Source organism: Mycobacterium sp. ZZG (genome assembly GCF_054786995.1).
Map to the genome: position 1 here is coordinate 1 of NZ_JBTBFV010000057.1, position 24,639 is coordinate 24,639.

22 protein-coding genes and 1 pseudogene are annotated in these 24,639 nt (G+C 69.2%); 8 read left to right on the top strand and 15 right to left on the bottom strand.

Going from position 1 to position 24,639, the window contains the following annotated elements:
• Positions 1-317 precede the first annotated feature (317 nt).
• Positions 318-713, bottom strand: a complete 396-nt coding sequence (locus ACXMYJ_RS23490; RefSeq protein ID WP_260753218.1) for a nuclear transport factor 2 family protein — start codon at positions 711-713, stop codon at positions 318-320.
• 68 nt (positions 714-781) lie between these two features.
• Between ACXMYJ_RS23490 and ACXMYJ_RS23495 the strand changes: the two genes are divergently transcribed.
• Positions 782-1,240, top strand: coding sequence for a DoxX family protein (locus ACXMYJ_RS23495; RefSeq protein ID WP_260753216.1), 459 nt, complete (start codon positions 782-784; stop codon positions 1,238-1,240).
• A gap of 62 nt (positions 1,241-1,302) precedes the next feature.
• Here ACXMYJ_RS23495 and ACXMYJ_RS23500 read toward each other — a convergent pair whose 3' ends face one another.
• Entirely contained in the window at positions 1,303-1,437 is a 135-nt protein-coding gene (locus tag ACXMYJ_RS23500) for a hypothetical protein (RefSeq protein WP_260753214.1), read from the bottom strand.
• A gap of 179 nt (positions 1,438-1,616) precedes the next feature.
• Between ACXMYJ_RS23500 and ACXMYJ_RS23505 the strand changes: the two genes are divergently transcribed.
• The gene (locus ACXMYJ_RS23505; RefSeq protein WP_443189145.1) at positions 1,617-1,802 is read left to right on the top strand and encodes a hypothetical protein; all 186 of its coding nucleotides are present in this window, start codon (positions 1,617-1,619) and stop codon (positions 1,800-1,802) included.
• Positions 1,803-1,814: 12 nt separating this feature from the next.
• Entirely contained in the window at positions 1,815-2,150 is a 336-nt protein-coding gene (locus ACXMYJ_RS23510) for a hypothetical protein (protein ID WP_260753211.1), read from the top strand.
• Positions 2,151-2,210: 60 nt separating this feature from the next.
• On the opposite strand, the gene ACXMYJ_RS23515 is transcribed toward ACXMYJ_RS23510, so the two are convergent.
• Positions 2,211-2,699 (bottom strand): SRPBCC family protein, encoded by a 489-nt coding sequence (locus ACXMYJ_RS23515; protein ID WP_443189144.1) that lies wholly within the window; start codon positions 2,697-2,699, stop codon positions 2,211-2,213.
• Between the two features lie 94 nt (positions 2,700-2,793).
• Between ACXMYJ_RS23515 and ACXMYJ_RS23520 the strand changes: the two genes are divergently transcribed.
• Together ACXMYJ_RS23520 and ACXMYJ_RS23525 are read left to right on the top strand one after the other, a co-directional pair.
• The gene (locus ACXMYJ_RS23520; protein WP_460358995.1) at positions 2,794-3,645 is read left to right on the top strand and encodes a peptidoglycan recognition protein family protein; all 852 of its coding nucleotides are present in this window, start codon (positions 2,794-2,796) and stop codon (positions 3,643-3,645) included.
• A gap of 56 nt (positions 3,646-3,701) precedes the next feature.
• On the top strand, positions 3,702-4,304 hold the full coding sequence (locus ACXMYJ_RS23525) for a TetR/AcrR family transcriptional regulator (RefSeq protein WP_260753207.1): 603 nt from the start codon (positions 3,702-3,704) through the stop codon (positions 4,302-4,304).
• On the opposite strand, the gene ACXMYJ_RS23530 is transcribed toward ACXMYJ_RS23525, so the two are convergent.
• Entirely contained in the window at positions 4,301-5,290 is a 990-nt protein-coding gene (locus ACXMYJ_RS23530; RefSeq protein WP_260753205.1) for an SDR family NAD(P)-dependent oxidoreductase, read from the bottom strand. The genes ACXMYJ_RS23525 and ACXMYJ_RS23530 overlap by 4 nt on opposite strands.
• A 112-nt stretch (positions 5,291-5,402) precedes the next feature.
• Here ACXMYJ_RS23530 and ACXMYJ_RS23535 point away from each other — a divergent pair, with 112 nt between their 5' ends.
• Positions 5,403-5,867 carry a hypothetical protein gene (locus ACXMYJ_RS23535; protein WP_260753204.1) on the top strand — a complete coding sequence of 155 codons (465 nt, stop codon included), beginning with the start codon at positions 5,403-5,405 and terminating at the stop codon, positions 5,865-5,867.
• A 67-nt stretch (positions 5,868-5,934) separates the two neighbouring features.
• Complete coding sequence (locus tag ACXMYJ_RS23540; protein ID WP_443189142.1) at positions 5,935-7,929, top strand: DUF7064 domain-containing protein; 1,995 nt, start codon at positions 5,935-5,937, stop codon at positions 7,927-7,929.
• Positions 7,930-7,948: 19 nt separating this feature from the next.
• Here the strand turns inward: ACXMYJ_RS23540 and ACXMYJ_RS23545 are convergent, their stop codons facing one another.
• Positions 7,949-8,338 carry a VOC family protein gene (locus tag ACXMYJ_RS23545; protein WP_443189141.1) on the bottom strand — a complete coding sequence of 130 codons (390 nt, stop codon included), beginning with the start codon at positions 8,336-8,338 and terminating at the stop codon, positions 7,949-7,951.
• Entirely contained in the window at positions 8,335-8,622 is a 288-nt protein-coding gene (locus ACXMYJ_RS23550; RefSeq protein WP_443189140.1) for an ArsR/SmtB family transcription factor, read from the bottom strand. The genes ACXMYJ_RS23545 and ACXMYJ_RS23550 overlap by 4 nt, the downstream gene beginning before the upstream one ends.
• 91 nt (positions 8,623-8,713) lie before the next feature.
• Between ACXMYJ_RS23550 and ACXMYJ_RS23555 the strand changes: the two genes are divergently transcribed.
• Positions 8,714-10,249: a sensor histidine kinase gene (locus ACXMYJ_RS23555; protein ID WP_460358996.1), complete on the top strand. Its 1,536-nt coding sequence runs from the start codon at positions 8,714-8,716 to the stop codon at positions 10,247-10,249.
• Positions 10,250-10,258: 9 nt separating this feature from the next.
• On the opposite strand, the pseudogene ACXMYJ_RS23560 reads toward ACXMYJ_RS23555, so the two are convergent.
• The 9 genes and pseudogenes from ACXMYJ_RS23560 to ACXMYJ_RS23600 all read right to left on the bottom strand — a co-directional run bounded on the left by ACXMYJ_RS23560 (position 10,259) and on the right by ACXMYJ_RS23600 (position 24,636).
• Positions 10,259-10,667: pseudogene (locus ACXMYJ_RS23560) on the bottom strand (4Fe-4S dicluster domain-containing protein).
• Positions 10,664-12,262: an FAD-dependent oxidoreductase gene (locus ACXMYJ_RS23565; RefSeq protein ID WP_460358997.1), complete on the bottom strand. Its 1,599-nt coding sequence runs from the start codon at positions 12,260-12,262 to the stop codon at positions 10,664-10,666. The pseudogene ACXMYJ_RS23560 and the gene ACXMYJ_RS23565 overlap by 4 nt, the downstream one beginning before the upstream one ends.
• Positions 12,246-12,983, bottom strand: a complete 738-nt coding sequence (locus ACXMYJ_RS23570; protein ID WP_460358998.1) for an ABC transporter ATP-binding protein — start codon at positions 12,981-12,983, stop codon at positions 12,246-12,248. Before ACXMYJ_RS23570 ends, ACXMYJ_RS23565 begins: the two co-directional genes overlap by 17 nt.
• On the bottom strand, positions 12,980-13,849 hold the full coding sequence (locus ACXMYJ_RS23575; RefSeq protein WP_460358999.1) for an ABC transporter permease: 870 nt from the start codon (positions 13,847-13,849) through the stop codon (positions 12,980-12,982). The genes ACXMYJ_RS23570 and ACXMYJ_RS23575 overlap by 4 nt, the downstream gene beginning before the upstream one ends.
• Positions 13,846-14,805 (bottom strand): ABC transporter substrate-binding protein, encoded by a 960-nt coding sequence (locus ACXMYJ_RS23580; protein ID WP_260753170.1) that lies wholly within the window; start codon positions 14,803-14,805, stop codon positions 13,846-13,848. Before ACXMYJ_RS23580 ends, ACXMYJ_RS23575 begins: the two co-directional genes overlap by 4 nt.
• A gap of 120 nt (positions 14,806-14,925) precedes the next feature.
• Positions 14,926-16,743 (bottom strand): hypothetical protein, encoded by a 1,818-nt coding sequence (locus tag ACXMYJ_RS23585; RefSeq protein WP_260753168.1) that lies wholly within the window; start codon positions 16,741-16,743, stop codon positions 14,926-14,928.
• Positions 16,743-16,898 carry a hypothetical protein gene (locus ACXMYJ_RS23590; RefSeq protein WP_260753166.1) on the bottom strand — a complete coding sequence of 52 codons (156 nt, stop codon included), beginning with the start codon at positions 16,896-16,898 and terminating at the stop codon, positions 16,743-16,745. Before ACXMYJ_RS23590 ends, ACXMYJ_RS23585 begins: the two co-directional genes overlap by 1 nt.
• Positions 16,888-21,288, bottom strand: coding sequence for a hypothetical protein (locus tag ACXMYJ_RS23595; protein WP_460359000.1), 4,401 nt, complete (start codon positions 21,286-21,288; stop codon positions 16,888-16,890). Before ACXMYJ_RS23595 ends, ACXMYJ_RS23590 begins: the two co-directional genes overlap by 11 nt.
• Before the next feature lie 3 nt (positions 21,289-21,291).
• On the bottom strand, positions 21,292-24,636 hold the full coding sequence (locus ACXMYJ_RS23600) for a hypothetical protein (protein ID WP_460359001.1): 3,345 nt from the start codon (positions 24,634-24,636) through the stop codon (positions 21,292-21,294).
• Between the last annotated feature and the right edge of the window lie 3 nt (positions 24,637-24,639).

A 24,639-nucleotide genomic window follows, 5' to 3' on the forward strand; every position in this document is an offset into this window, starting at 1 on the left:
CCGGCCAACTCCGCCAACTCCTCAAAATGCGCCTCCAGCCGATCCGACTGACGCACCACACCGTCGGTACCAGTACCAACCGGGGTCTTCGCGGGCATAACCCCATCCTGACACCACCCACCGACAAGCCCGCCCGACCCAGAACTCTGACGCGAAAACGGCTCCCGCACAGCGCAGTTGCCCAAACTGGTATAGCGCCGACCTCGGTATCACCCGACATCCACGCCGCAGCTCTCGATCTGCGCAGAACCACGACCCTCACCGCAATCTCGCGTGCAGCATGCCAAAGACAACAGCGCACCAAGGGGCGTTGCGAATCAGCTACGCTCGATCGCCTCGCGCTGAATGCGATCGAACTGTGCACCCATCGCATCGGCGAGTGCGGTGGCGCCCGACAGCGGCCGCACCATCACCATGAAGTCGTCGATCAGGCCGTCGTCGTTGATGTGCAGGAAGTCGCAACCGGTGATCCGCTTGCCCGAGACGGTGGCCTCGAAGATCAAGGCGTGATCGCGACCGTTGCCGTTGGTGATCTCGCGGACGTAGCGAAAGTCCTCGAACACCCGCATCACGCCGCGGAGGATCGCCGCGGTGATGGGTTTGCCCGGGTACGGCTTGAACGCCACGGGACTCGTGAATACGACGTCATCGGCCAACAGGGCTTCGATGGCGGCCTCGTCACGGGACTCGACGGCCTGCCTGAATGCATGCATCACATGACGGTAGCGCGCGGCGAATACGTAGCCCTCTGCTCTCGGCCGAAATCCCTTAGCGTGGCGGCATGGCACGCAAAGTCGACGTCGGACTCGGGTTGTTTGTCTTCCGTACGGTCGTGGGTTTCCTGTTCGGACTGCACGGCACCGTCAAGATCTTCGGTTGGCCGGCCGACGCGGGCCCGACCGCCGAGTTCGGTGCTTGGCCGTCCTGGTGGATCGGTCTGATCTCGTTGACGACCGGTCTGCTGGTCATGATCGGATTGTTCACCCGCGCAGCGGCGTTCCTGGCTTCCGGCGCGATGGCGGTGGCCTACTTTTGGAAGCATCAGCCCGATGGACTGCTACCGATCCAGAACGGAGGCGAGACCGCGGCACTGTTCAGCTTCGCCTTCCTGCTCCTGGCATTCACCGGATCCGGCGCCTGCGCAGTCGGCAATCTCACACGCGGCCGAACCGCTCACGTCCGTGAGGTCGATGCGATCGATGTCAGCTCGCCTCATCATCGAGAAGTGCTGCCCCAGTAGTACTCCGGTGAATCCGGCTTCAACGTCCCCGCGGCGGGCGGCGTCGACGGTCGGACGCACCCTCAGTTCCCGGATTCCTCCGGGTCGTCCTCGCCCTCGGCCTGGTCGGCCTGGTGTGTCCCCGAGGTCTTCATCTCGGGATCGGCATCGGGATCCTGCCGGCCCGGGTTCTCGGGTCCGCTGTCGGTACTCAGCATTGCTCACCTCCGTGAGGCGCGGCATACCCGGCCGGCAAGGGTTTAGTCCCGGCTCTTGTGGCTATGGATTCTCACTGTGCGCGCGTACGTGAGGAGAAGACTGTGAGCACCAATAACGCCGGCGGCACCACCGCCAACGACCTCGGCGGCGCTGAGGACATGCTCAGCCCGATGGAGGCATGTCTGCCGAGGAGGAGCGCCAGGGCGAGACGCTCGACCAGCGGTTGGCCGAGGAGCTACCCGACGTGACGGCCGGCGACCTCGACCCCCGGGACGCCGACGCATCCGGGACCCCGCCGGCTGATCCCCGCCAGATCGACGGCGTTCCAGAGGACGGGGACTCGGTGTTCCCCGTCGTCAAGTGAAAGGCAGACCGTATGACGAACTCCGCAGACCTACCGCTGCCCGACTACGACCAACTGACCGTGGGCGACCTCCAGCACCGGATCCGGTCCCTCACGGCTGACGAACTACAGGCCGTACTCATCCACGAGGCCGGCCACGCAGCACGAGTGCCCGTGCTGGAGATCCTCGAAGCCCGGGTACGTGAACTGGAGGAGGGTGCACAGCCGTCGTCCGGTGATCCGCGTCGGGCGCCCAGGGTCCAATCGACGCCCGGCGGTTCGCCGGTGCAGGAATCGACGGCTGCCCAGGCGAACACGCCGTTGCGGCACGGAGTGGCGAACCAGACCCCCAACCGCGGCCTTCCATGAGCCGGCGGTCAGTCGTGCCGTCACCGGCGTGGAGCCGGTCGAGTTCGCCTGTGGTGCGGTCTAGTCGTCAGCGGTGGGCCGGCGCTCGGCCAGCGCGACCAACCGCCAGGTGCTCTCGCGGTTGCGCGGATAGGCCATGGCCAGGGCCGCGGAGTCGGGCAGCCAGCTCAGGGGCGGCGACACCGGCACCTCAGCCATCTCGATCAGGCATCCGCCGCCCTCGATGTCGTGGAGCCGCAGCGTGACGCGCGCCGTGCCCAACGGCCCGCCCTTGGCGATCAGCACGAGTTCGTATTCAGGCGTGCAGGACTCGACCACGGTGCGGTCGTTGATCACGGCGGGCCATATCCCGATCGAGTGGTGAATCACGCTTGCGGGCTGGGGCCACTTCGGATCGACGGCGCGCATGCGGCTGTTCCCGACCACCCATTGGGAGTAGGTCCAGCCGTCGGCGAGCACGTTCCAGACCCGCTGCCGCGAGGCCGGGGTCTCGCGCCGGACTATCGGTGAACTGGTGATCTCGGGAGGGCCGGAGGCGTGAGTCGACACCAGTAGCGGCTACCCGTCCGCGTGCCCGACAAACACCTCCGTGCTTGCATGGAAGGCCAGTACCGACGTCGAGAGCTCCCGGAGGTGCGAGTTCATGCCGCTACCCGTGGCACGGCGCGGCGACTTGGTCTGGCTCGCCCATGTGCTGCGCGACGCAGGCTTGGAGGTCGTCGAGTTCCCCGGATGGCGGCAACGCGGGCACGGCGAGTTCAAGGACATCCATGGGGTGATGGTGCACCACACCGGGTCGGACCGGGCGTCCGCGGCCTCGATCGCCCACGGCCGTCCGGATCTGGCGGGCCCGCTGTCGCAGCTGCACATCGCACGCAACGGCACCGTGACCGTGGTCGCCGCAGGTGTGGCCTGGCATGCGGGCGTCGGCATGCATTCGTGGTTGCCGGCGAACATGGGCAACTGGCACACGATCGGCATCGAATGCGCCAATTCCGGGACCCGCCCGGAGGCGCCGCACCGGCGCAACTGGCCGGATGCCCAGTACTTCGCGATGGTGAACAGCTGCGCGGCGATCCACCGCCATCTCGGTCAACCGGCCGACCGCACGATCGGACACAAGGAGTACGCCGGCCGTGCGCAGGGCAAGTGGGATCCTGGTGCGATCGACATGGACGAGTTGCGCCGCGACATCACGTCGCGAATCGGCGCCGACCCGGCCGTATCGGCGCCACGGCCGCACGTCCCGGTGGGGGCGTACACCGACGTGCTGATGTATCGCGGGTCCCGAGGTCCACAGGTCGCAGAACTCCAGCGCAGGTTGAAATACGCCTACGCGGCGTATGCCGGGGCCTTGGAGATCGACGGTGTCTTCGGGCCCGACACCGAGGCGGCGGTGTGCGAATTTCAGCGCCGGACACCGGGGCTCACGGTCGACGGGATCGTCGGGCCGGCCACCGCGGCGGCATTGAGATTGCGCCTGATCGACCCGTGAGGACGCCGCCGTTGTGGCAGACTGCTTCGACCGGAGCACGAAGGGAACGGAACGCGGTGAAGGACGCACCGGCACGGCGCCGCCACCACGGGTCGCGCCGCGACCCCGCGATCGACGAAGCGGTGCTCGAGGTCACCCGCAAACTGCTGGTCACCCGTGGCTACTCGGCCACCTCGATCGATCTCATCGCAGCTACCGCCAGGGTGAGCCGCCCCGCCATCTACCGCCGATGGCGGTCCAAGGCCCATCTGATCCACGAGGCGGCGTTCCCTGATCTGGGCTCGGTGCCCTGCGAGGACGACGTCGCCGCCGAAATCACCCGGCTGTGCCGCGGGGCTCTGGTGATGTACGGCGACCCCGTTGTGCGCGAGGCGTTTCCGGGGCTGCTGCACGACCTGCGCCTGGAACCGGCCATGCAGAAGCTGATCGACGACCGGTTGGAGACCGCCGCGCGCCGCCGGCTCGCCGAACAGGTCGATGACGGAGTCGAACGCGGCAGGGTGCGCGCACAGGTGGACGCCGACGCCGTCATGGACGTCATTGCGGGCGCCGCCTGGTACGCGGTCTGCGTGCGGAAAGTGACCGACATCGACGACGCGGCGGCCAAGCTCGCCGATCTGGTCCTGCACGGCGTGCTGGCGCGCACCACAGGCGCCTAGAGTCGGCCCACCTGACGCAGTCCCTCAACCGTGTCGGCGATCGTCTCGGCGGGTTCGCGCTGGGTCAGGCCGAAGTCGCGCCGGCTGGGCTCGTCGTCGGACTCGGGCATCTGGGTGTAGTACTGCATCGCCGCCGAGTTGATCGGCGTCTCAAACGGCAGGAACGGGCCGACGATGTCGAGCAGCCGGCCGGCGCTGCGCAGCGCCACGTCGGGAACCGGGTAGACGACCAGAGTGTGGCCGGCCGCGGTGCCGATCATCGAGGCCAGCTTGTCGACCGGAACTCGTTGTCCGCCGGCCATGTACCGGCGTGGTCCTCGGCCCGCTTCGAGCAGGGCGACATGCAACTCGGCCAGGTCGCGGACGTCGATCACGATCCACCCCGCGCTGCGGCCGGGTACCCCGCGCATCTTCACCGACGCTTCGACGCCTTCGGCGGCCTCGCCGAACTGGTCGCCCGCCGGCGGGCCGAGCACCATGCCGGGATAGGTGATGTTGACCGGCGCGCCACCGTCCTGCAGTCCGCGGGCGTAGGCCTCCACGGCAGCCTTGGACCGGCCGTAGCCGTCGCTGCCGCCGACCACCGGCAGGTCAGCGTGCAGCAATTCGAGATCCGGCCGGAACAACGCGGTGAAACTCGAGACGTGAACGATCGGGTCGATGCCTGCGTGCACGGCGCCCCCAAGCACGTTGCGGGCACCTTCGAGGTTGGTGTGCAGCATTTCATCGGCCCGGCTGGGATCGGTGGAAACCATTGCCGCGCAGTGGATCACCGCATCGCAACCGTCCAGCGCGGCCGACGTGGCTTCCGCGTCGGCGATGTCACCGACAACGTGGTCGCCGATGTCGACGCCGATCTTCGCGGCGCTGGTGGTCAACCGGTCAGGGTTGCGGACCAAAAACCGCACGTCGTGCCCCGCGGCCTGAACGGCTTTGGCCGTCCACGCTCCGACGAAGCCGGTGCCACCCGTAACCAGTACTTTCATGTGCCCCCTCCGGTCTGCCGCGACGGAGGTCCCCGCCCGGACCCCGTCCACAGTACGGGCGAACCGGCGGTTTGCCAGGTGCCGCTGTCGCCGGTGGCCTTACAGTGACGGCATGGGGGCGCAACCGCAGATGCCGACAGGATTCGACCGGCCGCGAGTGGATCCCGGCGCGCTGGCGCTGGCCACCGTCGCAGGCGCGGTGGCCTTCATCCTCGGTCCCGGGGAGTGGGACGTGCTGGCCGTCGTCATCGGCGTGATGTTGCTGTGCATCCTGCTCGCCCACCACATCGCCGCGCCGGCGGCGCTGACCCCGCGCACTCTGCTGCTGCGGGCCGCGTTCGGCGCGACGACCGGGCTCGCGTTCTGCATCGCGGCCGCGCCGGCCATCCAGCACTTGGTGGTGACGCCGTACTTCCACAGCGAAGACCCGGACGGGATCTCCTTGGACGCCTGGAATACGACCGTCACCCTTGCAGTGATGTGGTTTTTCGTCGCGACGCTGATCGCGGTGTTCGAGCCGCGGATCGCCCGCTGGCTGGACACGCCGCGCCGGCGCACACGAACCGACGACCGCTAGTTGACAGTCGTCAAGAATTCCGCCGAACCGGCCCTCGAGGCTCCCGGGGCTGCTATAGGTTGACCCGGTGCACTCATCGTTGCGTCCGCAGCTGATCGAACGCCCTGCCGACCTGACCACCGAGTGGCTGACCGCGGTCCTCGGGCAGGGCACCGTCTCCGAATTCGACATCGACCGCATCGGCACCGGCCAGATGAGCGAGTGCTACCGCGTGGCGCTGCGCTACGCCGACGGCGACCCGGGGCCGTCGTCGGTCGTGCTCAAGGTCGCCGCCGCCGACCCCAGCAGTCGCCAGACCGGTCTGGCGATGGGGCTCTACGAGCGTGAGGTCAGCTTCTACGCCAACATCGCACCGGGGCTCGGCGGGCCCGTCGCGCCCTGCTATCACAGCGCGTACGACTCGCAGACGGGCGCCTTCGACCTGCTGCTCGCCGATGCTGCGCCCGCGCAGGTGGGTGACGAGATCCGCGGGGCCACAGTGGAACAGGCGACGCTGGCGCTGACCCAGATCGGGCACGTCCACGGACGACTGCTCGGCAGCCAGACGCTGGAGGGCGCGGAGTGGCTCAACCGCGAGTCGCCGGTCGACCAGGCTCTGATCAGCGCGCTGTATGCCGGCTACATCGACCGCTACCGGGACCAGATCGCCCCGGAACACCGTGAGGTCTGCGAACGGTTCGTCGCATCGTTCGACGCCTATATGGCAGCCGAGGACGAGGCCGACCGGCCACGCGGGCTCGTGCACGGCGACTTCCGGCTCGACAACATGCTGTTCGGCCAGGACGGGTCCGACCGTCCGCTGACCGTGGTGGACTGGCAGACCGTCACCTGGGGGCCCGCCTTCACCGACGTGGCCTACTTTCTGGGCTGCGCGCTGCCCGTCGAACGGCGCCGCGAACACTACGACACACTGCTGACCGCCTACCACGATGCGCTCGGCGCGGCCGGAATCACTCTCGACGAGGTACGCGAGGGGGTGCGCCACCAGGCTTTCTTCGGCGTGCTCATGGCGATCGTGTCGCCGATGCTCGTCGCACGCACCGAGCGCGGCGACGAAATGTTCATGGCGATGATCGCGCGAAACTGCCAGCACGTGCTGGACGCCGACGCGCTGGCCGTACTGCCCGCACCGACCACACCGGAACCGTTGCAGCCCAACGTCGATGACGAAGGACGGCACACCCCGACCGATGAAGACCTGTGGAGTGAGAGCTGGTACTTCGACTTCGCCGACCCTGCGCAGCAGGTCGGCGGCTGGATCCGGCTGGGCCTGATCCCGAACCAGGACCATGCGTGGATCAACGGCCTGGTGTGCGCGCCGGGCGCCCCGACCATCGCGCTGCTCGACTTCGAGGCTCCGCTGCCCGAGGATCACACCCGTGTCCGTGCGGACGGCATCGAGTTGGACATCGACGTGCCGACGCCGCTGCGCACCTACCGGGTCGCGGTGCGGGGGCGGGGACAGGCCCACGACGACCCCGCTGCGATCCTGCGGGGCGAGGCCGGCCGGCCCGTCGATGTGTCGATGGATCTGACCTGGACCACCGTCGGGCAGCCGTACCAGTACCGCATCTCTGCACGGTACGAGATCCCCTGCACCGTAACGGGAACCGTGGTGGCCGACGGGCAGACCTACGAATTCACCGCGGTGCCCGGCCAGCGGGACCACTCCTGGGCGGCCCGGGACTGGTGGAGCATGGATTGGGTATGGAGCGCGCTGCACCTCGACGACGGCACGCACCTGCACGGAGCGCAGATCCTGATTCCCGGCGCCCCGCCGATCGGCATCGGCTACGCGCAGCGCGACGGCCGGCCCTTTGTCGAGCTGGCCGCGGTCACCGCGCGAACGACGTTCGGCGACAAAGAGTTACCGGTCTGCGCCGAGGTGGACTACGAACCCGCCGGCATCACGGCCACAATCGAGGTCCGCGGCCACGCACCCGTGCTGCTGACCTCCGCCGACGGAAGGCTCAGCCAGTTCCCGCGCGCCTGGGGAACCGTGACCACAGCCGACGGTCGCACCGGCGTGGGCTGGATCGAGTGGAACCGCAGTCAAGGCTGAAGCGCCGGCGACCTGTGCCCTAGCCCGTGCTGCTCTGGATCTGCAACAGATTGCCGCAGGTGTCGTCGAGCACCGCGGTGGTCACCGGGCCCATGTCGGCCGGCTCCTGGGTGAAGCGAACGCCTTTCGCGCGCAGCCGCTCGAACTCCGCTCGGACGTCGTCGACGACGAAGGCGGTGAACGGGATCCCGTCGGCGACGAGCGCGTCCTTGAACGGTTTGACCGCCGGGTGGGCGTCGGGTTCCAGGGTCAGTTCGGTCCCGTCGGGATCCTCAGGCGAGACGACCGTGATCCACCGGGCTTCGCCCATGGGCACGTCGTGCTTGACCTGGAAGCCGAGCACGTCGGTGTAGAACCGCAGCGCCTTGTCCTGGTCGTCGACCAGCATGCTGGCGTAACCGATCCTCATGTCGTTTTCTCCTCGGGGTTGGGGAGCCACCGCCGGAAGAGGTCGCGCAGCGGTGCGGTGTTCAGGTGGTGGAACTTAAAGCGTCCTTCGCGCCGGGTCTCGATCAGCCCCGCCTCTTCCAATACGTCCAGGTGCTGGGACGTCGATTGCCGGGACGCGCTGACCCCGTGCTTGGTGGCCAGTCGCGCGCAGATCTCGAAGAGCGTCTGGCCGTCCCGGTCGGTCAGCTCGTCGACGATCAGCCGCCGCGTGGGATCGGCCAAAGCCTTGAAGACGTCACCCACGAAACGACCATAGGCAAGTAGCTACTTGCATGTCAACGGTCGGAACGGAGCACATCCGTCGAAACGTCCCGGGCCGCGATAGCATCCCGCAGTGAGCTCAGCCGAGCCTCGATTCGGTGTCCCGGAGCTACAGAACCGCCGGGATCAGTGGGTGGCGCTCGTGCTGCGGTCCAGGCCGTGGCCGGTCGGCTGGGGCATCGGCGTGGCGGCCGGGCTTATCGCGGCGGAGACCGCCCTGGTGGTGTTCCTGCACCGTGTCGCGCCGGAGAATGCGTTCGGCGCCATCTTCTTCTTCGCGGTTCTCGTGGTGTCGGCCGGGTGGAACTCGTGGCTGGCAGTGGCGACCTCGCTGGTCAGCGCGGCGGTGTACGTGATGTTTCATCTGGACGGTCTGGTCACGGCGATCTTTGTGTTCCTGCCGCTGGCGCTGCTGGCCAATCTGCTCGCAGGCCAGGCGCGCCTGCGCGCGATCGAAGCCGAACGGCGGCGGCAGCGCGCCGACGCCCTGGCCGCCCAGCAGGCGGCGCTCCGCCGGGTCGCGACCCTGGTGGCACGCGAGGCCGATCTGGCCGAGATCTACGCCACGGCGGTCTCCGAGCTTGCGCGCGGTCTCGATGTGGAGCACACCGCGCTGGTGGAGTTCGTCGGGGAGGAGTGCGTGGTGCTCGCCGCGCACGACACCCAGGGGCGGTCCTGGCCGACGATGGGCGAGCGTTTCCCGCTGGAAGGACACACCGTCACCGCCGAGATCCGCAGAACCGGCCGGACCGCACACGTCGATGACTACCGCGCAGTCGAGGGCGCGCTTGCCGAGCGCCTGCGCGGTGCCGGGTTCCGTTCCGGCGCAGGGGCGCCCATCACGGTCGCCGGCCAGGTGGTCGGGGCGCTGATCGTGGCCTCGGTGCAGCCGGGCGCCCTTGCCGACGGATGGAAAGACAGCATCGGAGACTTCGCCGACCTGGTGTCCACCGCGATCGCCAACGCCCGGACCCGCGAACAACTCCGGGCCTCCCGGGCCCGCGTCGTCACCGCGGCCGACCAGGCCAGGCGCGGGATCGAACGTGATCTGCACGACGGTGCACAACAACGCATCGTCGCACTGGGCTTGCGGCTGCGAGGAATCGAGGCCACCGTGCCCGTGGAGTTGACGCCGGTGCGCGACGAACTCGACCGCGCCGTGCAAGGACTCGGTGATGTGCTGCGGGAGTTGCAGGAACTCTCCCGCGGCATCCACCCCGCCGTGCTGTCCAATGGCGGGCTCGGCCCGACGCTGCGGTCGCTGGCCCGGCGCTCGGCTATCCCGGCGACCGTCGATGTCGACGTCGACGGACGGTTGCCCGAACCGGTCGAGGTGGCGGCCTATTACGTCACCGCCGAAGCTCTGGCCAACGCCGCCAAGCACTCCGGGGCCGACGGCGTGACCGTGACCGCCCGTGTCGAGAGCGACGAGTTGATCATCGCGGTCAGCGACGACGGCGTCGGGGGCGCCGCGACCGCCGACGGATCGGGCTTGATCGGGCTCAGCGACCGCGTGGAGGCCGTGGGCGGGCGGTTCGAGGTGGTCAGCCCCGCCGGGGCGGGCACCACGCTCACCGCCCGCCTTCCGGTGGCGGCCACGCCGCTCTGACCAGGCTGGTCAGTCCGCCGGATGATCCCAGGGGGAATCCACCGGGGTCGCCGGCACCGGCAGTCGCGATTCCGGCAGCGGTGGAACAGCTTTCAACAGCGGGTTGCGGTCCCGAAGCGCGCCGGCGGTACGTCCGCGGCCCCAGCCGACCATCTCGCGGTACCCGCCGAGCAGGCCGTGCCCGGCGGACGGCGCCCTCATCGGCGTGCGGACTGTCCGGTCCGACGGGCGCCGAGATGGGGGAGACGTACAACGCATCGACCGGGCAGTAGGCCTCGCACATGAAGCAGGTCTGGCAGTCCGACTGCCGGGCGATCACGGGGATACCGTCCTCGCCGCGCTCGAACACGTCGGTGGGGCACACCTTGATGCACACGTCGCAGGCGATGCACGCAGTCGAGCTGATGATCTCGATCATGCCACTGCCTCCGCAGAGATCAATTGCGGAGCAACCGGATCCGGTGCTGTCCTGACCTCGTCGAGCCCGCCGACCAGGATCCGGTGGGCGAGCCGGTGGTCAATCTGGGGCAGATCCTCGCGGCGGTGCAGACCCCGGCTCTCGGAACGGGCGAGCGACGCGGCGGTGATCCAGCGGGCGGTGGCCACCAGCGCGACCGCCTGCCGCGGTTTGTACGCCTCGCGTGCCGGCACCGGGGCCAGCCCGCCGGCGATGTCCCGCCACAGGCTTTCGAGGGCATCGGCCGACTCGGTGAGCCGAGCATGGGATTTGAGGTGGCTGCGCTTAGGCGGCAGGATCTGGTTTTGCGCTGCGCGCACCACTTCGTCGACGGTCGGTGCGTTCCGGTGGCCGGGTCGTAGCCCGAGGCGGTCGTGCTCGACGGGTTTATCGACGGTGCGTCGGCGGCTGTACTCCGCGGCGCCACGACCGGCGAACGTTCCGGATGCGATCGCCCACGATCCGTTGTGGCTGCCGCCCCCGCTGATCGCACCGGTGATCAGTTCCCTGGTCGCGGCGTCACCCGCGGCGAACAGACCGGGAACGGTGGTGGCGCAGTCGGGCCCGGTGATCCGCAGACCGCCGGTCCCGCGTACCGAGCCTTCGTAGACCATGCGCAGCGGGTAGGCGGTGACAAACGGGTCGATGCCTGCCTTGTCGAGAGGCAGGAAGTAGTTCGGCTGGGCATCGCGCATGGTCTGTCGGATGTGCTCGGGCGCGCGATCCAGACGGGCGAACACCCGCTGACCGCGCGCCAATGCCCGCTGCGCATCCTTGCGCCCGGCCAGGCCGCGCTCGGTGGGGAAGGGCCGGCCGTGCTCGTCATAGAAACTGGCCCATTGCAGCATGCGTCCCTTGGTGTGGGTGCCCCACTCGGGTGCCAATGCGTAGGCGGTGCTGAACTCCATGCCAGACAGGACGGCGCCCACTTCGGCGGCCATCAGGTATCCGTCCCCGGTGTCGACATTGGTGCCGAACGACCCCGACAGGAATGCGGTGCCGCCGGTGGCCAGTACCACCGCACCCGCGCCGATCCGCCACCGCCGTCCGCCCTCCTGGCGTGCGATTCCGCTGGCCCCGTTGACGATTCCGTCCGCATCGGTGGTCAGTGCGGTCGCGGGATGATGGTCGAGGATGCGCACCCCGCTGCGGTGGGCCTTGCGGCGCATCCGGCGCATGTACTCCGGGCCCTGCAGGCTGCTGCGCAGCTGCCGCCCGTCGTCCCCGACCGGGAACGGATAGCCCCATCGGGCCAGCTGCTCGATCCGGTCCCACGACGCCGACAGCACCCGTGCCATCCAATCGGCATCGGTCAGGCCACCGGCGGCCGCCTCGCGTACACGCATGGAGTCCTCGCGGCGCGGGCCGGGCGGGATCAGCCACAGATTGTTGCCACCGGCGGCGGTGGCCCCACTGGTACCGCAATAACCCTTGTCCACCAGGGTGACCCGGCTTCCGGCTTCGGCGGCCGCAACGGCGGCCCAGGTGGCCGCCGGACCGCCGCCGATCACCAGGACGTCGGTGACATGCATGTCGACGTCACCGGCTGCGGTCATGCCCGACCTCCTCCGCGACGCCGAGTTCGGCCAGCAGTGCCCGACGCAGTTCGTCGAAACCGTCGTCGCGGCGGCTGCGGGGGAACGGCAACTCCACCTGACGGTTCAGCGAGACCCGGCCCTCGGACAGCACGACCACCCGGTCGGCGAGCAGGATCGCCTCGTCGACGTCGTGTGTGACGTGCAGCACGGCCATGTGCCGGCGCGCCCAAAGGTCATGCAGGAGGCGGTACATCTTGAGCCGGGTCAGCGCATCCAGTGCGCCGAACGGTTCGTCGAGCAACAGCAGGTCGGGTTCCCGAACCAGGGCTCTGGCCAGTGAAACACGCTGGGCCTCACCGCCGGACAGCGACAGCGGCCACGACCGAACCTTGTCGGACAGGCCGACCTCGTCGAGCGCTGCCTGACCGCGCGCGGTCCGGCTGGGGGCGTCGGGGCCGGCGTCGGGTAGCGCGAACGTGACGTTGGCCAGCGCCCGGCGCCAGGGCAGGAGGCGCGGGTTCTGGAACACCACCGCCCGGGAACGCGGCACGATCACCGAGCCGTCGGCCTGCCCGTCGAGGCCTGCGAGGATGCGTAGCAGCGTGCTCTTGCCTGAACCGGAACGGCCCAGCATCGCGACAAACTCGCCGTCGGCGATGTCGAGGTCGAGACCGTCCAGCACCTGCTGGGCGCAGAACGCGCGATGCAGGTTGCGGATGGTGACCACCGGGGCGGTCACGCCGCGCCCTCGAAGCCGCCGAAGCCGTTGCGCCAGGACAGCAGCACCCGCTCCAGCAGTCGCACCAGCGCATAGGAGGCGAGCCCGGCCACCGCGTAGATCACGATCACCAGCAGGGAGACGTCGAACTGCAGGTTGGTCTGCGCACGCGACATCAGGAAGCCGATGCCCTCGGTGGTGTTGATCATCTCGGCGAAGATCAGGCTCAGCCAGGCGCTGGACAGCCCGAGGCGAAGGCCGACAAGGAAGTTCGGCATCGCACCGGGAAGGATCACATTGGTGATCAGGGTGACGCGGCGCGCCTCCAACGTCTGGGCCATCTCCACCAGCTGTTGGTCCACCCCGCGGATACCGGAGTAGGTGTTGATGTAGATCGCGATCGCGACTCCGAGGGTGATGAGCACGATCTTCGGGCCCTCGCCGATGCCCATCCAGATGATCAGCAGCGGGGTGAGCGCGAAATTGGGTACCGCCTTGAGGATCTGCATGGTCCAGTCGAGCAGGTCCTCGCCGGTGCGGGTCAGCCCGGCCAGCACCGCGAGCAGGACGCCGAGGGTGATGCCCAGCACGGTGCCGGTCAGCACCCGGGTGGCCGACGCGCCGACGTGAAGAGCGAGCTGGCCGTCGGTCAGCAGGCGCCACGCGGTGGTCGCGACATCCGCCGGCGGCGGGAAGAGATCAGCGTTGAGCAGTCCGGTCGCCGAACCGACGGCCCATGCAGACAGGATCAGCCCCGGTCCCATCATCCGGCGCAGCGGGCGCGGGATGCGGGCCCAGACGCTGCGCCGACGGCGGTGGCCGGCGACGACGTCGATCAGGTCCGGGCTCGACGCCTCGGCGCGGACCGGGGTGGCGACGACGGTCATGACTGCGCTCCGGCCCACTCCGTCACCGAGTACCGGCCCTCCAGGGAGCCGTCGGCCTCGAGGAAGTCGTAGGCGGCCTGGAGCTGATCGACACCTTGCCTCGGGAATGGTTCGGTGTTGAACTCGTCGGGTCGCGTCGCCTCCCTGACGAACTCGACCTCGGTGCCGTCGGTCTGCGCGACCCAGTCGGTGTACTGATCGAAGTTCTTCTGGATGTCGCTGTTGACCGCGGTGACGGCCTGGCGCCACGCGTCGGCGAACCCGGGATGTTCGTCGGTGAACGTGGTCAACGCGATGTTGGTGCCGGTACTGCCCAGACCGTGCCGGGAGAGGCTGTCGATGATCGGGAAGCCCTTGTGCTGCAACTCGATCGCGCTGGCCCCGGTGACCACCGTGGCGTCGATCTGCCCGGAGCTCAGGCCCGCGATCGACTCGGGCGTCGGCACGTCGCGGACCTGGATCTTGCCGTTGAGTCCGGCGGCGTCGATCAGCTGTTTGGCCGCCCGGTCGCGGATGGTGCCCTGCGGTGCGGTCACCGACTTGCCGACCAGCCCGCCGATGTCGGTCGGGCCGCCTTTGGCGCCGACCAGCCAGGCGTCGCCGCTGACCGAGTCAAGGCTCAGCAGAACAACTTTCGGGTCACGGCTGCGGGCGCGCAGCGCTGGGTTGTCGCCGATCGCGGCGACGTCGATGGCACCGGCGAACAACGCCGATGCGACGTCGCTGCCGGACTGGAAGAACGAGTACTCGATCTTGTCGACGCCGGCTCCCTTGAGTTGCTCGGCGAGGATGCCCTGCTTGTCACCCCAGCCCAGCGACCCGGCAGGAGTGCCGGTCGGGGACGTCGCGCCGATGCGCAGCGTGTAACCCTCCGATCCGTCATCACTGCTGCCACAGGCGACGGCCGAACCGAGGATGGCAAGCGTCAGGGCGGTGCGCACGAAGTAGCGAAGCATGGGGTGGGCCTCCGGGAGGGGTTTTCGCGTCAGGAACACGGATCGGCCCAAGTAGATGTCACCAGTCGAGCGGAGACTACGGTTGCGATCAGCGTGACCCGAAGGTCCCGGTGGATCGTGTCAGCGAAGGTCGTTGATCGCCAGTGCGGAATCCCAGGCCAGCCTGCTGGAGGCTTCACCTCGGCCGGTTCGGACGCGGTATGCCGTCCACCGCACATAGGTGCCGTCGGCACGGCGTGCGAGCACCGGTACGGCGCGTAGATGTAGGCCCTCGCGCGGCAACTCCTCACCAGGGAACGTCAACGGAGTGGGGGCAAGGGTGACTCCGACGGCCTCGACGGGGACACCGTCGCGCAGCAAGGCACCTTTCCGCAAGGCGAGTTGTCCCGGTCGCGGCGCGATGGGCACGAGAGGTATCCAGTGCGCGGGTATGGCCGTCTGCAGCCGGTACAGGCGTTCCTCGGGATCGAGGTCCGGCGGCCACGGATCCGGCTCCGGTTGTGGCTCACCGGCCCGCGACCGGGGATCACCGCTGCGGCCCTGCACCGTGAGCTCGATGGCCCAGGCCATGTTGGCCATCTCGTCGCGCAGGAACAGCACCTCCTCGACCGCGTCGCCCACCAGGGTGCCTGCCGCGACCGGTGGCAAGACGACGCCGGGCAGCGGGCGGCCGGTGGCTGTGGACACCCGGAACATCGTGAAGTTGGGATCCGAGAACTCCGGCACCGCAACGGTTTCGCCGAAGTCGTCGGTGACGTGCACCGCGGTCACCTGATTGATCGCGCCGAGCAGACCGTCGACGGGAACGCCGAGCCAGTCGTCACCCGAGGACATGGCGAACTCGGCGAGGCACAGTCGCGCGAGGTCCGTATCCTGCGCCTCGATCGCTCCGAGGTCGACCTTGCCGTCCTCGAGTTGCCAGTACCGGTCCGCCGGCATGCCCGGGAAACGCAGAGGGGTCGCGAGCATGGTCGCCGTGGTCTCGACGGGAGAGCCCGTCGGCGCTCCGTCGGGCAGGTCGCCACTGGCGGTATCCACCCATTCCAGATCGCTCCAACGGATCTCCGCGGCGCCGAACTGTGTTCCGCGGGCGAAAACGGCGTTGTCGCCATCGCCGAAGCGCAGCGCGAAACGGTATTCCAGACGTTCCGTCGACCAGGCGCCACCCGAGTCTGCCGCGCCGGTCAACCAGGTGTGCCAGGTGCTCAGCACCGAGCGCACGGCGTCTGCGTCGTGGGCGTCGGCAAGCCACGGCGGATCGCCGGCCGCCAGGTCGGCGGCAAGCGCGCGGCCGTCCGGGACGGCGCCGCCGAGTACCGTGAGCAGCCGTTTGGCCTGGGGATCCAGCGCATCCCGGGCGGCGACCCTCTGCAAACGCGCTACCCGGTCGGCCTCGGACTCCCCGGCAACGGGCTGTTCGGGCGACTGAGGATCGTCGTCGAGGGACAACCGGTGTGAAAGTGAGAGTGCCGCAGCGAGTTCCGTCTCACCGGCATCGGTGAGCAGATCGGCGAGCTGCGCGCCCGCCTCGGCGCGCTGCCGCAACCCGGAGCCGAGGGCGAGGGCAGGCACATCCTGCAGCAGTTCTTCGAGGATCGCCCCGGAATGCCATGGTCGCCACTGCACCGCGTCGAGATCGACCGTGGTGTCGTCAAGAGGAGCCCACGCGGTGATCGGCAACGCGCGTGAGGTGACCCGCACCGACACCGCGGATCCGGCATCCTCGCCGGTCAATTCGCCGAACTGCCACTGTCGCCCGAGCATCCATGCGGGGTCGGCCAGGCGCGCCTCCGAGCCCGGTGCGGGGTCACCGGTGGTGGAGTCGGGCTCGAGCCGCACGAGTGCGGGCGGATTCATGAGCTGCAGCTGGCTCGCGAGCTCCAGCAGGTGGGGGTTGACCTTCGACGCGATCAGGACCAGTGGGTCGATCTCGGCCATCACTTCACCTCCGAGAGGAACGGCGCCGCCGCCTGGTTCCATGTGACCGCGGCCAGTTCGCCGAACGCGAAGCCCTTCCGCGGCTGCAACCATGGACTGGCCACGTAGATGGCCGGCAGGATCGCCGCGTCCCCGGGAACCGTCTCAAGCGTCACCAACCGGGACTTCGCGACATCGACGGCGGACAGCACCGCCCGTACGACCGAGTCGGTGGTCCATCGTGCTCCGTCTGGCGACACCGCGGAGAGGACGACCTGGGGGGGCGCGTGCGGATGCCTGGTTGGCGTGCACCGCCAAGCCGGTGGTGGCACGGGCCGCGCGAAGCGGGTTGTCGGCATCTGCACCTTCGGCGAAGGCCCGCGCGTCGGGCTGGAACGGCAGCGTCTCAACCCAGCTGTCGAATGCCAAGCCGGCGAACCGTCCGCGGAATCCGGCTGCAGCAGAGACCAGCTCGACCACCAGATGTGCCGCGCTGTGTGACGGCCACGGGGTGTCGTCGGGTAGGGGCCCGGCCAGCCACCGGCCTGTTCCCGGCGCTGCCACGCCGGCGTCGCGTTCGGTGAGCTGAACCACGGTGAGTGCGGCCGGACGACTGAGCGCGCGACCGAGGAGTTGGGCTTCGGCCAACCGGCCGACTCCGGCGCGCACGGTGGCGTGGTCGCGGACGAAGGCACCGATCCGCGCGGGTGCGGGCGCGGGTAAGGCGGGGGCGGTCAACGCGTCCACGAAATCGTCTGGGCCCGGGACGGGTTCGAGCAGCGGGAGCATACGGAACCCGTCGCCGAGAATTCCCTGGGCCACCGCGGCGGCAGCGTCGACGAACTCTCCCGGGCTCGGTGACGTGTCGCGTGGTGCCCGGATGTCGTCGAGTACAGCTCTGGCGTTGTCGAGCCGGGCGGCCGCCGTATGCCACGCCCCCCACGCCCAGCCGGCGTTCGTGGGAATGGCGCGATCGGGCAGAAGGGGCACGCCGAATGCCGCCAACCCGCTGACCGCCTCTGCCACGGCGCCGACATCTGCTTCGTCGACAGCATGTGATTCCGGGTCGATGGTGGCGATCACCGCCTCACCGGCCTCAAGTACCTCTTCCAAGGCGTCGAGCAGGGCGTCGCATCGGCGCAGCAGATCGTCGACATCTATGGTGCGCTGTGGCCCGGCGCCGGGACGCACCAGATCGTTGGGAGACAGCGGGTTCCCGCCGGACACCACGCCGCGAAGGGTTGCGGCGAGCGTCGCCGCGGCGACGATCGGCATCGCCCCGACCGGCCAGTCGTCGCCCCGGTTCTCCGCGAGCGGGGTGTCTCCCATTCCGGCGATGGCGGCGCGCAGATCCCGGTCGAGTGTGGTGAGGTCGTCACTGAAGACCAAGTCCAGCGCGGCGAACCCCGCCTCTGCCAGTGTGTGGCGTACGCCGTGGGCGTCGGTGACGATGATGGCCGCGGGATCACCGAGACGCTGCGCCGCCCACGCCTCGAGGCGCGGCTCGGCGATGGCCCGCGGGCGCGTGGTCGACCATCCGGTCGCATCGACGGGAATGACCGTGAACATGGTGTGGGTCAGCGTGCGGCCGGGCTGGCGCACGCGCAGCACCGCGAGCTCGGGGTCGACCGAACCGCCGGCTGCCATCGCGTCCATCGCGGCGCCCGCCCGCGCGGGGTTGCCGCTCACGTACTGCAGCACCGATTCGCTGAGCAGGGCGTCGGCCACCGCGTCCAGGGTCGCGGATGCACTCTGAAGCGCGCCCACCACGCAATCCCACTCTTCTGCGGAGACAGCGTCCCAGCCGCCGTCAGGAATGTACGCGTTCGCCGGTCGCACACCGAGTTTCGCTTTCAGCGGCGGAGCAGCCCCGGTAAGGCTTTCCACGGGGAACTGTCGGAGGAGTCCGACACCGTCCACGACGTTGGCCGCCGCGACGCGCGTGCTGCGGTCGGCTTCGGCGAGGTCGTTGTCGAGTTCGTCGGTGATCAGCGGTGCCAGTTCGCGCAGCGTCAGCTGGAATCGCGCGGCCGATCCGGTGAGGGCGCGTTCGATCTGGTAGCCGAGCAGAGCACCGATCGGTTGACCCGCCTTGACACCCTCGAGGACGCGGCGCAGTTCGGTGCCGCGCCGGCTGGACAGGTCGATCGCGAAGGGCTCGCGGCCGTCCTTGGCCCCGATGTTCGAGCGTTTCGCACTGGCCAGCATGCCCGCGGCCACGGCGTGCGAGCTGCTCGGGGCGTGCAGCCATCCCTGCGCTTCCCGGCCGCGCGTGCCGAGCCGGATGTCCTCCACATATCCGAAGGCCCCGAGCGTCATGGCGGGTTCGGCATCGCCGGGCAGACGTGATGACGCCAGCGCGGTCGCCCACGCGTCCACCCGGTGCGACGCCACGTCGAGGGCCGAGGCGACGGCGATGCGACGTTCCTCGATCGGCATCGCGCCCAAGGCGGTCATCGCGGCGCTCACCTCACCACGAGTGGCGAACGCATCGAGGTTGCCCGCGATCGCGTTCTGGCCGATCCACCGGGCCTCGGCGGTGTCGCCGAGGTCGAGCGCGACCTGTGCCAGCGATGTGCGGATCTCGGGTACCGGCTCGATGGCCGCCAGGCTGATCCGGTCGGTCGGCTGGCCGGCGAAATGCACGGTGGAACGTAGCGAGTCGGCGGCGGCGAACACCCAATCGGGTTGAGGTGCGGCACTTCCCGGGGTGGCGGCGGCCTGCACCATCGCTGCGATGTCGGGCGGTATCGTCAGCAGGTCGAGAAGCGGCGGCACATAGGCCTCGGGCGCAGACGACAAGCCCGCGGCCTTGGCGGTGTCCCAGGCGATGTCGAGAAGGGCCTGCAGGACGCTGTCGACCGCGGGGCTGCGGTCGGCCAGGATCTGGTCGATCACCTCAGCGTCCCGCTCGGACACCAGGGGCAGCGCGATGGTTCGGCTTTCCTTGTTGAGTGACGGCGGCATAAACCACGCTGCCGCCGTGGGCGAGTACTGAGCGAGCATCGCCCTCGTGATCTGGAGTTCGGCGCGCACGCGGGCCTGGTCGGCGCCGACGGCCGCCGCACATGCCGACAACTGAGCACCGTCGACCGCCGGCCGGGCTCGTACCCCGAGGGCCACCGGGCTGGTGCCGAGCATGTCGAGCAGCGCCTCGTCGCTGACGTCGTCGCCGGGGCCGATATGAGGGAGGCTCCGGGAGCGGATGACCCAGCGTCCGACGGCGCGTTCGACGAGCGGCACCAGGCGGGCTGTCGTCTCTCCTGCACGAGGGGTCCAGTGGTGCAGGTCGGTCACGGGCAGCACACCGTAGGGTTGCGCGCCGATCCGCACGGCGGGGGCATGCCCGGCGCCGCGCACATGATCGCGGTGCGCCCGCCGCGCGGATTCGATGTTCGCCGGGGTGACCGCCTGGCTCGCATCGTCGATGCGGTCGAGGACCGGCCCCCAGGTGGCGAACCACAGCGCGGTGTTGGCGGCCTGCTGAGCCGCACCGAGTGACGAGCGCGGCTCCTCGGTATCGAGCAGGTTCTCGATGATCGTGGCGTCCACGCCGAGGAGACGGCCGAGCGCGCCCGCATCAGCCGACGGTGTGAGCGGGACGGTCGGGGGAGGCCCGGCGGTCGCGTCGGGACGGTAAGGCGATCGGTCGGCCTCGGCGTTGTTGGTGGGGGTGCCGGCGGCCGGCAGCGAAAAGCCGTCGGTGAAGCGGTGACTTGTCAACAGGTCGGCGAAGTCGGCCGCATTCTGCTGCTCGGAGACCGACCGTCGGGTGCCCACCACCACCAGCGTGTCGATGACGGTGGTCCCCGGAGGCAGCTCGACCTCCACGCCCATTCCGACGGCGACCGCCTGATCGAAGTCGACGGTCCACTCCGAACCGGCCGGTACTTTGAGACCGCCGGCGTCGACGACCTCGTTGTCACCGAGGGCGATCGGTGAGATGGATAGGTCGCGAGCGATGGGGCTACCGGAGACGGTGATCGGTTCTGCGCCCTGCGGGTAGACCCGCACAACGAAGTGGTCGGGTAAGCAGCGCGCCACAGTGCCGTCGGCGATCTCGACAGGGGAGTCCGGAAACGCCGGTGGTGCGGCTCCCCGTTGGTCGGGGTTCGTCGGCCTGGTGGCATGGGCGATCCAGCCCGCGCGTCTCGCGCCGACGGCGCTGACCAACTCGCCCCAGGCGCGGGCCGCCTCGGCGCCCGACCAGAGCGCAGTCCAGTAGGCCTGTCCGGCAGTCTTTTCCGGCTCGGTGATGGACCGCAGCAGGCTGTCGATGTGCACCTCGTCGGGAGTGATCCGCACCCGTAGGGTCGATGTTCCCGGTTGCATCTTGGTCTGCACGCGCACCGGCAGCAGTACGAGCGGCACGTCGGGGGCGGCGTCGCAAGGGTCGATCAGATCGAAGATCCCGCCGATGCGGCCGGCCAGTTCGAGGTCGACGCGGGCGAGGTCGCGGCGCCGTGCCCGGTCCATCGGCCCGGAGATCAGACGGCTGCGCTGGTCGGCGAGGGTGGCAATGGTGTTGCGCGCGGTAAGTAGCTCGAAAGGCGTGTTGATGGGCACTGCTCAGTCTCCTCTGCGGATCAGGTCGGTCGCCTGGAACGCCACGCGCACCGGATCGTGCAGGCGGGCCTTGGCCCACTCCGCCGAGTTCGATGCCGCGGGTACTTTGAGGAAACGTCCATTGATGAGGTCTCCGGCGTCCATGTCGGCGTCGAGTGGCCGCCCGAAACGCGTCGCCGTGGGATGTTCGGCGATCAGGATCCACCACTCGGGCCCGTCCATCTCCGCTATTGCGAGGTTGACCCCGACGAGCGCGATGTCGGGTTCGAGGTGGGCGGAGAACAACTGCTCTGCGACGACGGCGCCCTCGTCGAATTCCGGATTGTCGACGGGACCGGGGTTTTTGACCGCCTGGATGATTAGATCGGGGTAGCGGCGCACCAATTCGCTCTTCACGACGATCACGGCGCGTGGCTCGCTGCCGCCGGTTCCGCCGGCCGAGATGTGTTTCGACAGCGGGAGGTGTGAGAAGGCGTGGATGGGTTGTCTGAGCTCGTCGTCCTGCGCATCCCAGAACCTCCAGAAATAGGTTCCCCGTTGGTCGGTGGGGTAACTGCGCCACAACAGTTCGCGGCCCATCTCATCAGAGAGCCCGATCAGGAAGGCCTCCATGAACTCGCTGTTGGAACTCAGCACCGTGACGAAATCGTCGTCGGGCAGCAGTCCGAGCCCGGGGACCAACCAGTCGCGGTTGTAGTCGTTGAGCGCCTGATACATGGGCCGGTCGAACCGCGGGGCCGCCATGATCGGTGTGATGAACGGTCTGGCGAACCAGCTTGGCGCGAGTGCGGTCGAGAGCCGCAGCCGACCATTGAGCGCAGAGCGGACGGTATGTGCCGGGTCGAGTCGCTCGAACAGCGTGTCGACGGTAAGGGTGTCTCTCCGCGGTACCTTGTCGATGTCGAGCAGACCGCCCGGGTCGGCGAAAACCGTCATCGCGTCACGCAGCGTCGTGACGGAGAAGGCATCGGCTCGGTCCAGGAACGGGGTGGCCCGCACCTCACCGAGCTCGGCCAGTTGCCCGAGCGCGCGGGTTCTGGTCTCAGCGGGGCTGTGTTCGTCAACATGTATGAGCACCGACGAGTCGATGTGATTGAGGCCGCGGATCCTGCTCGGTAATCGTCCGCGGGTCGCTGGAAGCCGGGGACCTACGGCCGGGAAACGAGCGACGGCCCCGCCGATGGTGGCACCGCGCAGCACCGCGCCGCCGTGTGCGAATCCGCCGCCGCGGCGCACGTGCCCGTCGCCGTCGGGGGCGATGAAACCGCCGACACGGTCGACACCTCCGACCCGCTCGACCAACACGTCGTTGAGGTCAAGGGCTTGGCTCTCGAACTGCCCGCGCATGCCTACCCGAGTGGCGACCGCGGACTTCGCCAACTCTGCCGCGAGAGGACCGACCCGTTGTGCGCGAACTCTTTTGAGTGCGGGCAGGGTCGTTCCTTCCAGAACCCGGTTACGCCATTGATCGACGATCACCGCCCCCAGATCGAAGTCCTGTTGTGGGGCGGCCCAGCTGCCGGTGTCCGTGAGGTGGCTTGCGAGGCCGCCCGCCATCGCAGCGTTGGCCGCGGTGAGAGCGTTAGGCACGGTGCCGACAGGGATGCCGATCGCGGTGGCGACGAGTGAAGCGTCCAGCATCGCGAGGGCCTGGCTGCTGAGCGCGCCGACACCGTCGGGGTTCTCGTAGACGCGGGTGAAGTCCCGCATGGCCGCGCCCGTGCCGACGACCTCTCCGGCGCGCTGCCGGGTCTGGGCGCCGGCCCGGCGAAGGACCGGCCCGTCGGGACGAGTCGTCCGCCGGAAGGCTCCGGCCAGTGCTGTCGCCGGTGTGGCGCTGGAGGCGACCCGCGCGGCGAGGGTGCGACCGTCGGAGATCGAGACCCGTACCGCCAGCGGGGCGGCCACCTGCAGGAGGCGACCCTGCTGTAGATCGGCGAGTCTGCGGTGCACCCGCTGGGCCAGCAGTTCGGAGAACTGTGCGAGGCGGATGGCCCGGTTGGCCTTCTCCACTTCGCCGAGTTGCGCCCACGCGGCCTGCATGAGCTGTTCCTGGTCGCGTTGCACGACGCGGGTGCCCAGTCCGGCGATGATGCGCTTGGTGGGGGCGAGGTTGAGTTCGGCGAACCAGTCGTCGCCGGTGATGACCGATGCGCCGCGGTGCAGTTTGGCGTAGATGCGCGGGCCGACGATCGGAAGATCCGGAATGTCCTGTGTGCGTTCCTGTGTGCCTTCGATCTGGGCGGGAAGATCCAGCTCGCTGCGTAGCTCGTCGACCATCGCGTCGGGCCACACCGCCGTCTCGGCTTCGGCTTTCTCCGGAGTCGGCGGTGGCGAGGGCGAATACAGCGCGCAGCGCAGCACCTGTTTGCCGCCCGGTTGGCCGGCGGGCAGCGAGCCGAGCGGTCGGCCGGGTTCGGAGACGTCGATGAAGCGCCGGCCCACCTCATAGGGCGCGACCACCCCGGTCAGCCGCAGCGCCAGGGTGGCGAAGTCACCGTCGGGTCCGGTGCGGAATTCCCAGCGGTCGTACACCGGTAGCCGAACCGGGTCATCCGAGGCCGACGTCCACGCGGGATCGAGCGTGCCGCCGGTGAGACCGAGCCCGCCGCGCGCACCGACATCGGTGGTGGGAACGACCGCGGCGACGTAATCGGTGTTCTCGCGCAGCACAAGTGGCGAGAGCAGACGGGACAGGTTCACCGCGGCGTACTCGGCAGACATCCGCACCTCCAGTGGTGCTCCGCTGTCGGTCTGCGGGGCCTGGGCGTGCGCCCACAGGTGCACGGACGTCAGCGGCGGAAGAGCGTCCCGGGCCACACGCAGCACCGGCAGCAGGCCGGTGCCCGACTCCCACTGTGCCGCAGACCTTTCGACCACGACCAGGGTCAGCCACGGCCGCAGCGTGCCCGCCGCGGGTGCCGCCGAGAAGGCCCACGGAAGCTCAGGCCGGTTGAACTCGACGTGCGCGAGGATCGTCTCCTCCGCGCTGAGCGTGCCGGGCGCCGGGTACCGGCGCACGATCTGCGCGGGATCGATACCCCGCACGTCGCCGGGACCGTACAGCGTGACGGTCAACCCGGCGCTCGCCTGCACGTCCGCACTGTCCGCCAGCGGAAGCGTCACTTTGGAACTCGACCGCGCCGCGCCCTGGGCGGGTTGTTCAGCCGCGGCTGCGAGGCCCCCGACCGCGAACGATGCGAACTCGAGCTTCTCGATCGCGACCTTGCTCTCGACGAACCGCTCCTCTTCGGGGACAACGAGTTTGAATGCGTCCGCGACGACGTTGCGTGCTGTCTTGCCGAGCGGCATCACGACCTGGGCGGCGACGGCATCGATATCGGTCATCAG

What these genes read in the sequence shown, in the direction of transcription:
- ACXMYJ_RS23490 (WP_260753218.1), bottom strand. Translation starts at nt 713, where the DNA reads ATGCATGCATTCAGGCAGGCCGTCGAGTCCCGTGACGAGGCCGCCATC.
- ACXMYJ_RS23505 (WP_443189145.1), top strand. Translation starts at nt 1,617, where the DNA reads ATGTCTGCCGAGGAGGAGCGCCAGGGCGAGACGCTCGACCAGCGGTTG.
- ACXMYJ_RS23510 (WP_260753211.1), top strand. Translation starts at nt 1,815, where the DNA reads ATGACGAACTCCGCAGACCTACCGCTGCCCGACTACGACCAACTGACC.
- ACXMYJ_RS23565 (WP_460358997.1), bottom strand. Translation starts at nt 12,262, where the DNA reads ATGACCGCAGCCGGTGACGTCGACATGCATGTCACCGACGTCCTGGTG.
- ACXMYJ_RS23600 (WP_460359001.1), bottom strand. Translation starts at nt 24,636, where the DNA reads ATGACCGATATCGATGCCGTCGCCGCCCAGGTCGTGATGCCGCTCGGC.
- ACXMYJ_RS23580 (WP_260753170.1), bottom strand. Translation starts at nt 14,805, where the DNA reads ATGCTTCGCTACTTCGTGCGCACCGCCCTGACGCTTGCCATCCTCGGT.
- ACXMYJ_RS23535 (WP_260753204.1), top strand. Translation starts at nt 5,403, where the DNA reads ATGGGGGCGCAACCGCAGATGCCGACAGGATTCGACCGGCCGCGAGTG.
- ACXMYJ_RS23545 (WP_443189141.1), bottom strand. Translation starts at nt 8,338, where the DNA reads ATGAGGATCGGTTACGCCAGCATGCTGGTCGACGACCAGGACAAGGCG.
- ACXMYJ_RS23495 (WP_260753216.1), top strand. Translation starts at nt 782, where the DNA reads ATGGCACGCAAAGTCGACGTCGGACTCGGGTTGTTTGTCTTCCGTACG.
- ACXMYJ_RS23520 (WP_460358995.1), top strand. Translation starts at nt 2,794, where the DNA reads ATGCCGCTACCCGTGGCACGGCGCGGCGACTTGGTCTGGCTCGCCCAT.
- ACXMYJ_RS23575 (WP_460358999.1), bottom strand. Translation starts at nt 13,849, where the DNA reads ATGACCGTCGTCGCCACCCCGGTCCGCGCCGAGGCGTCGAGCCCGGAC.
- ACXMYJ_RS23585 (WP_260753168.1), bottom strand. Translation starts at nt 16,743, where the DNA reads ATGGCCGAGATCGACCCACTGGTCCTGATCGCGTCGAAGGTCAACCCC.
- ACXMYJ_RS23530 (WP_260753205.1), bottom strand. Translation starts at nt 5,290, where the DNA reads ATGAAAGTACTGGTTACGGGTGGCACCGGCTTCGTCGGAGCGTGGACG.
- ACXMYJ_RS23500 (WP_260753214.1), bottom strand. Translation starts at nt 1,437, where the DNA reads ATGCTGAGTACCGACAGCGGACCCGAGAACCCGGGCCGGCAGGATCCC.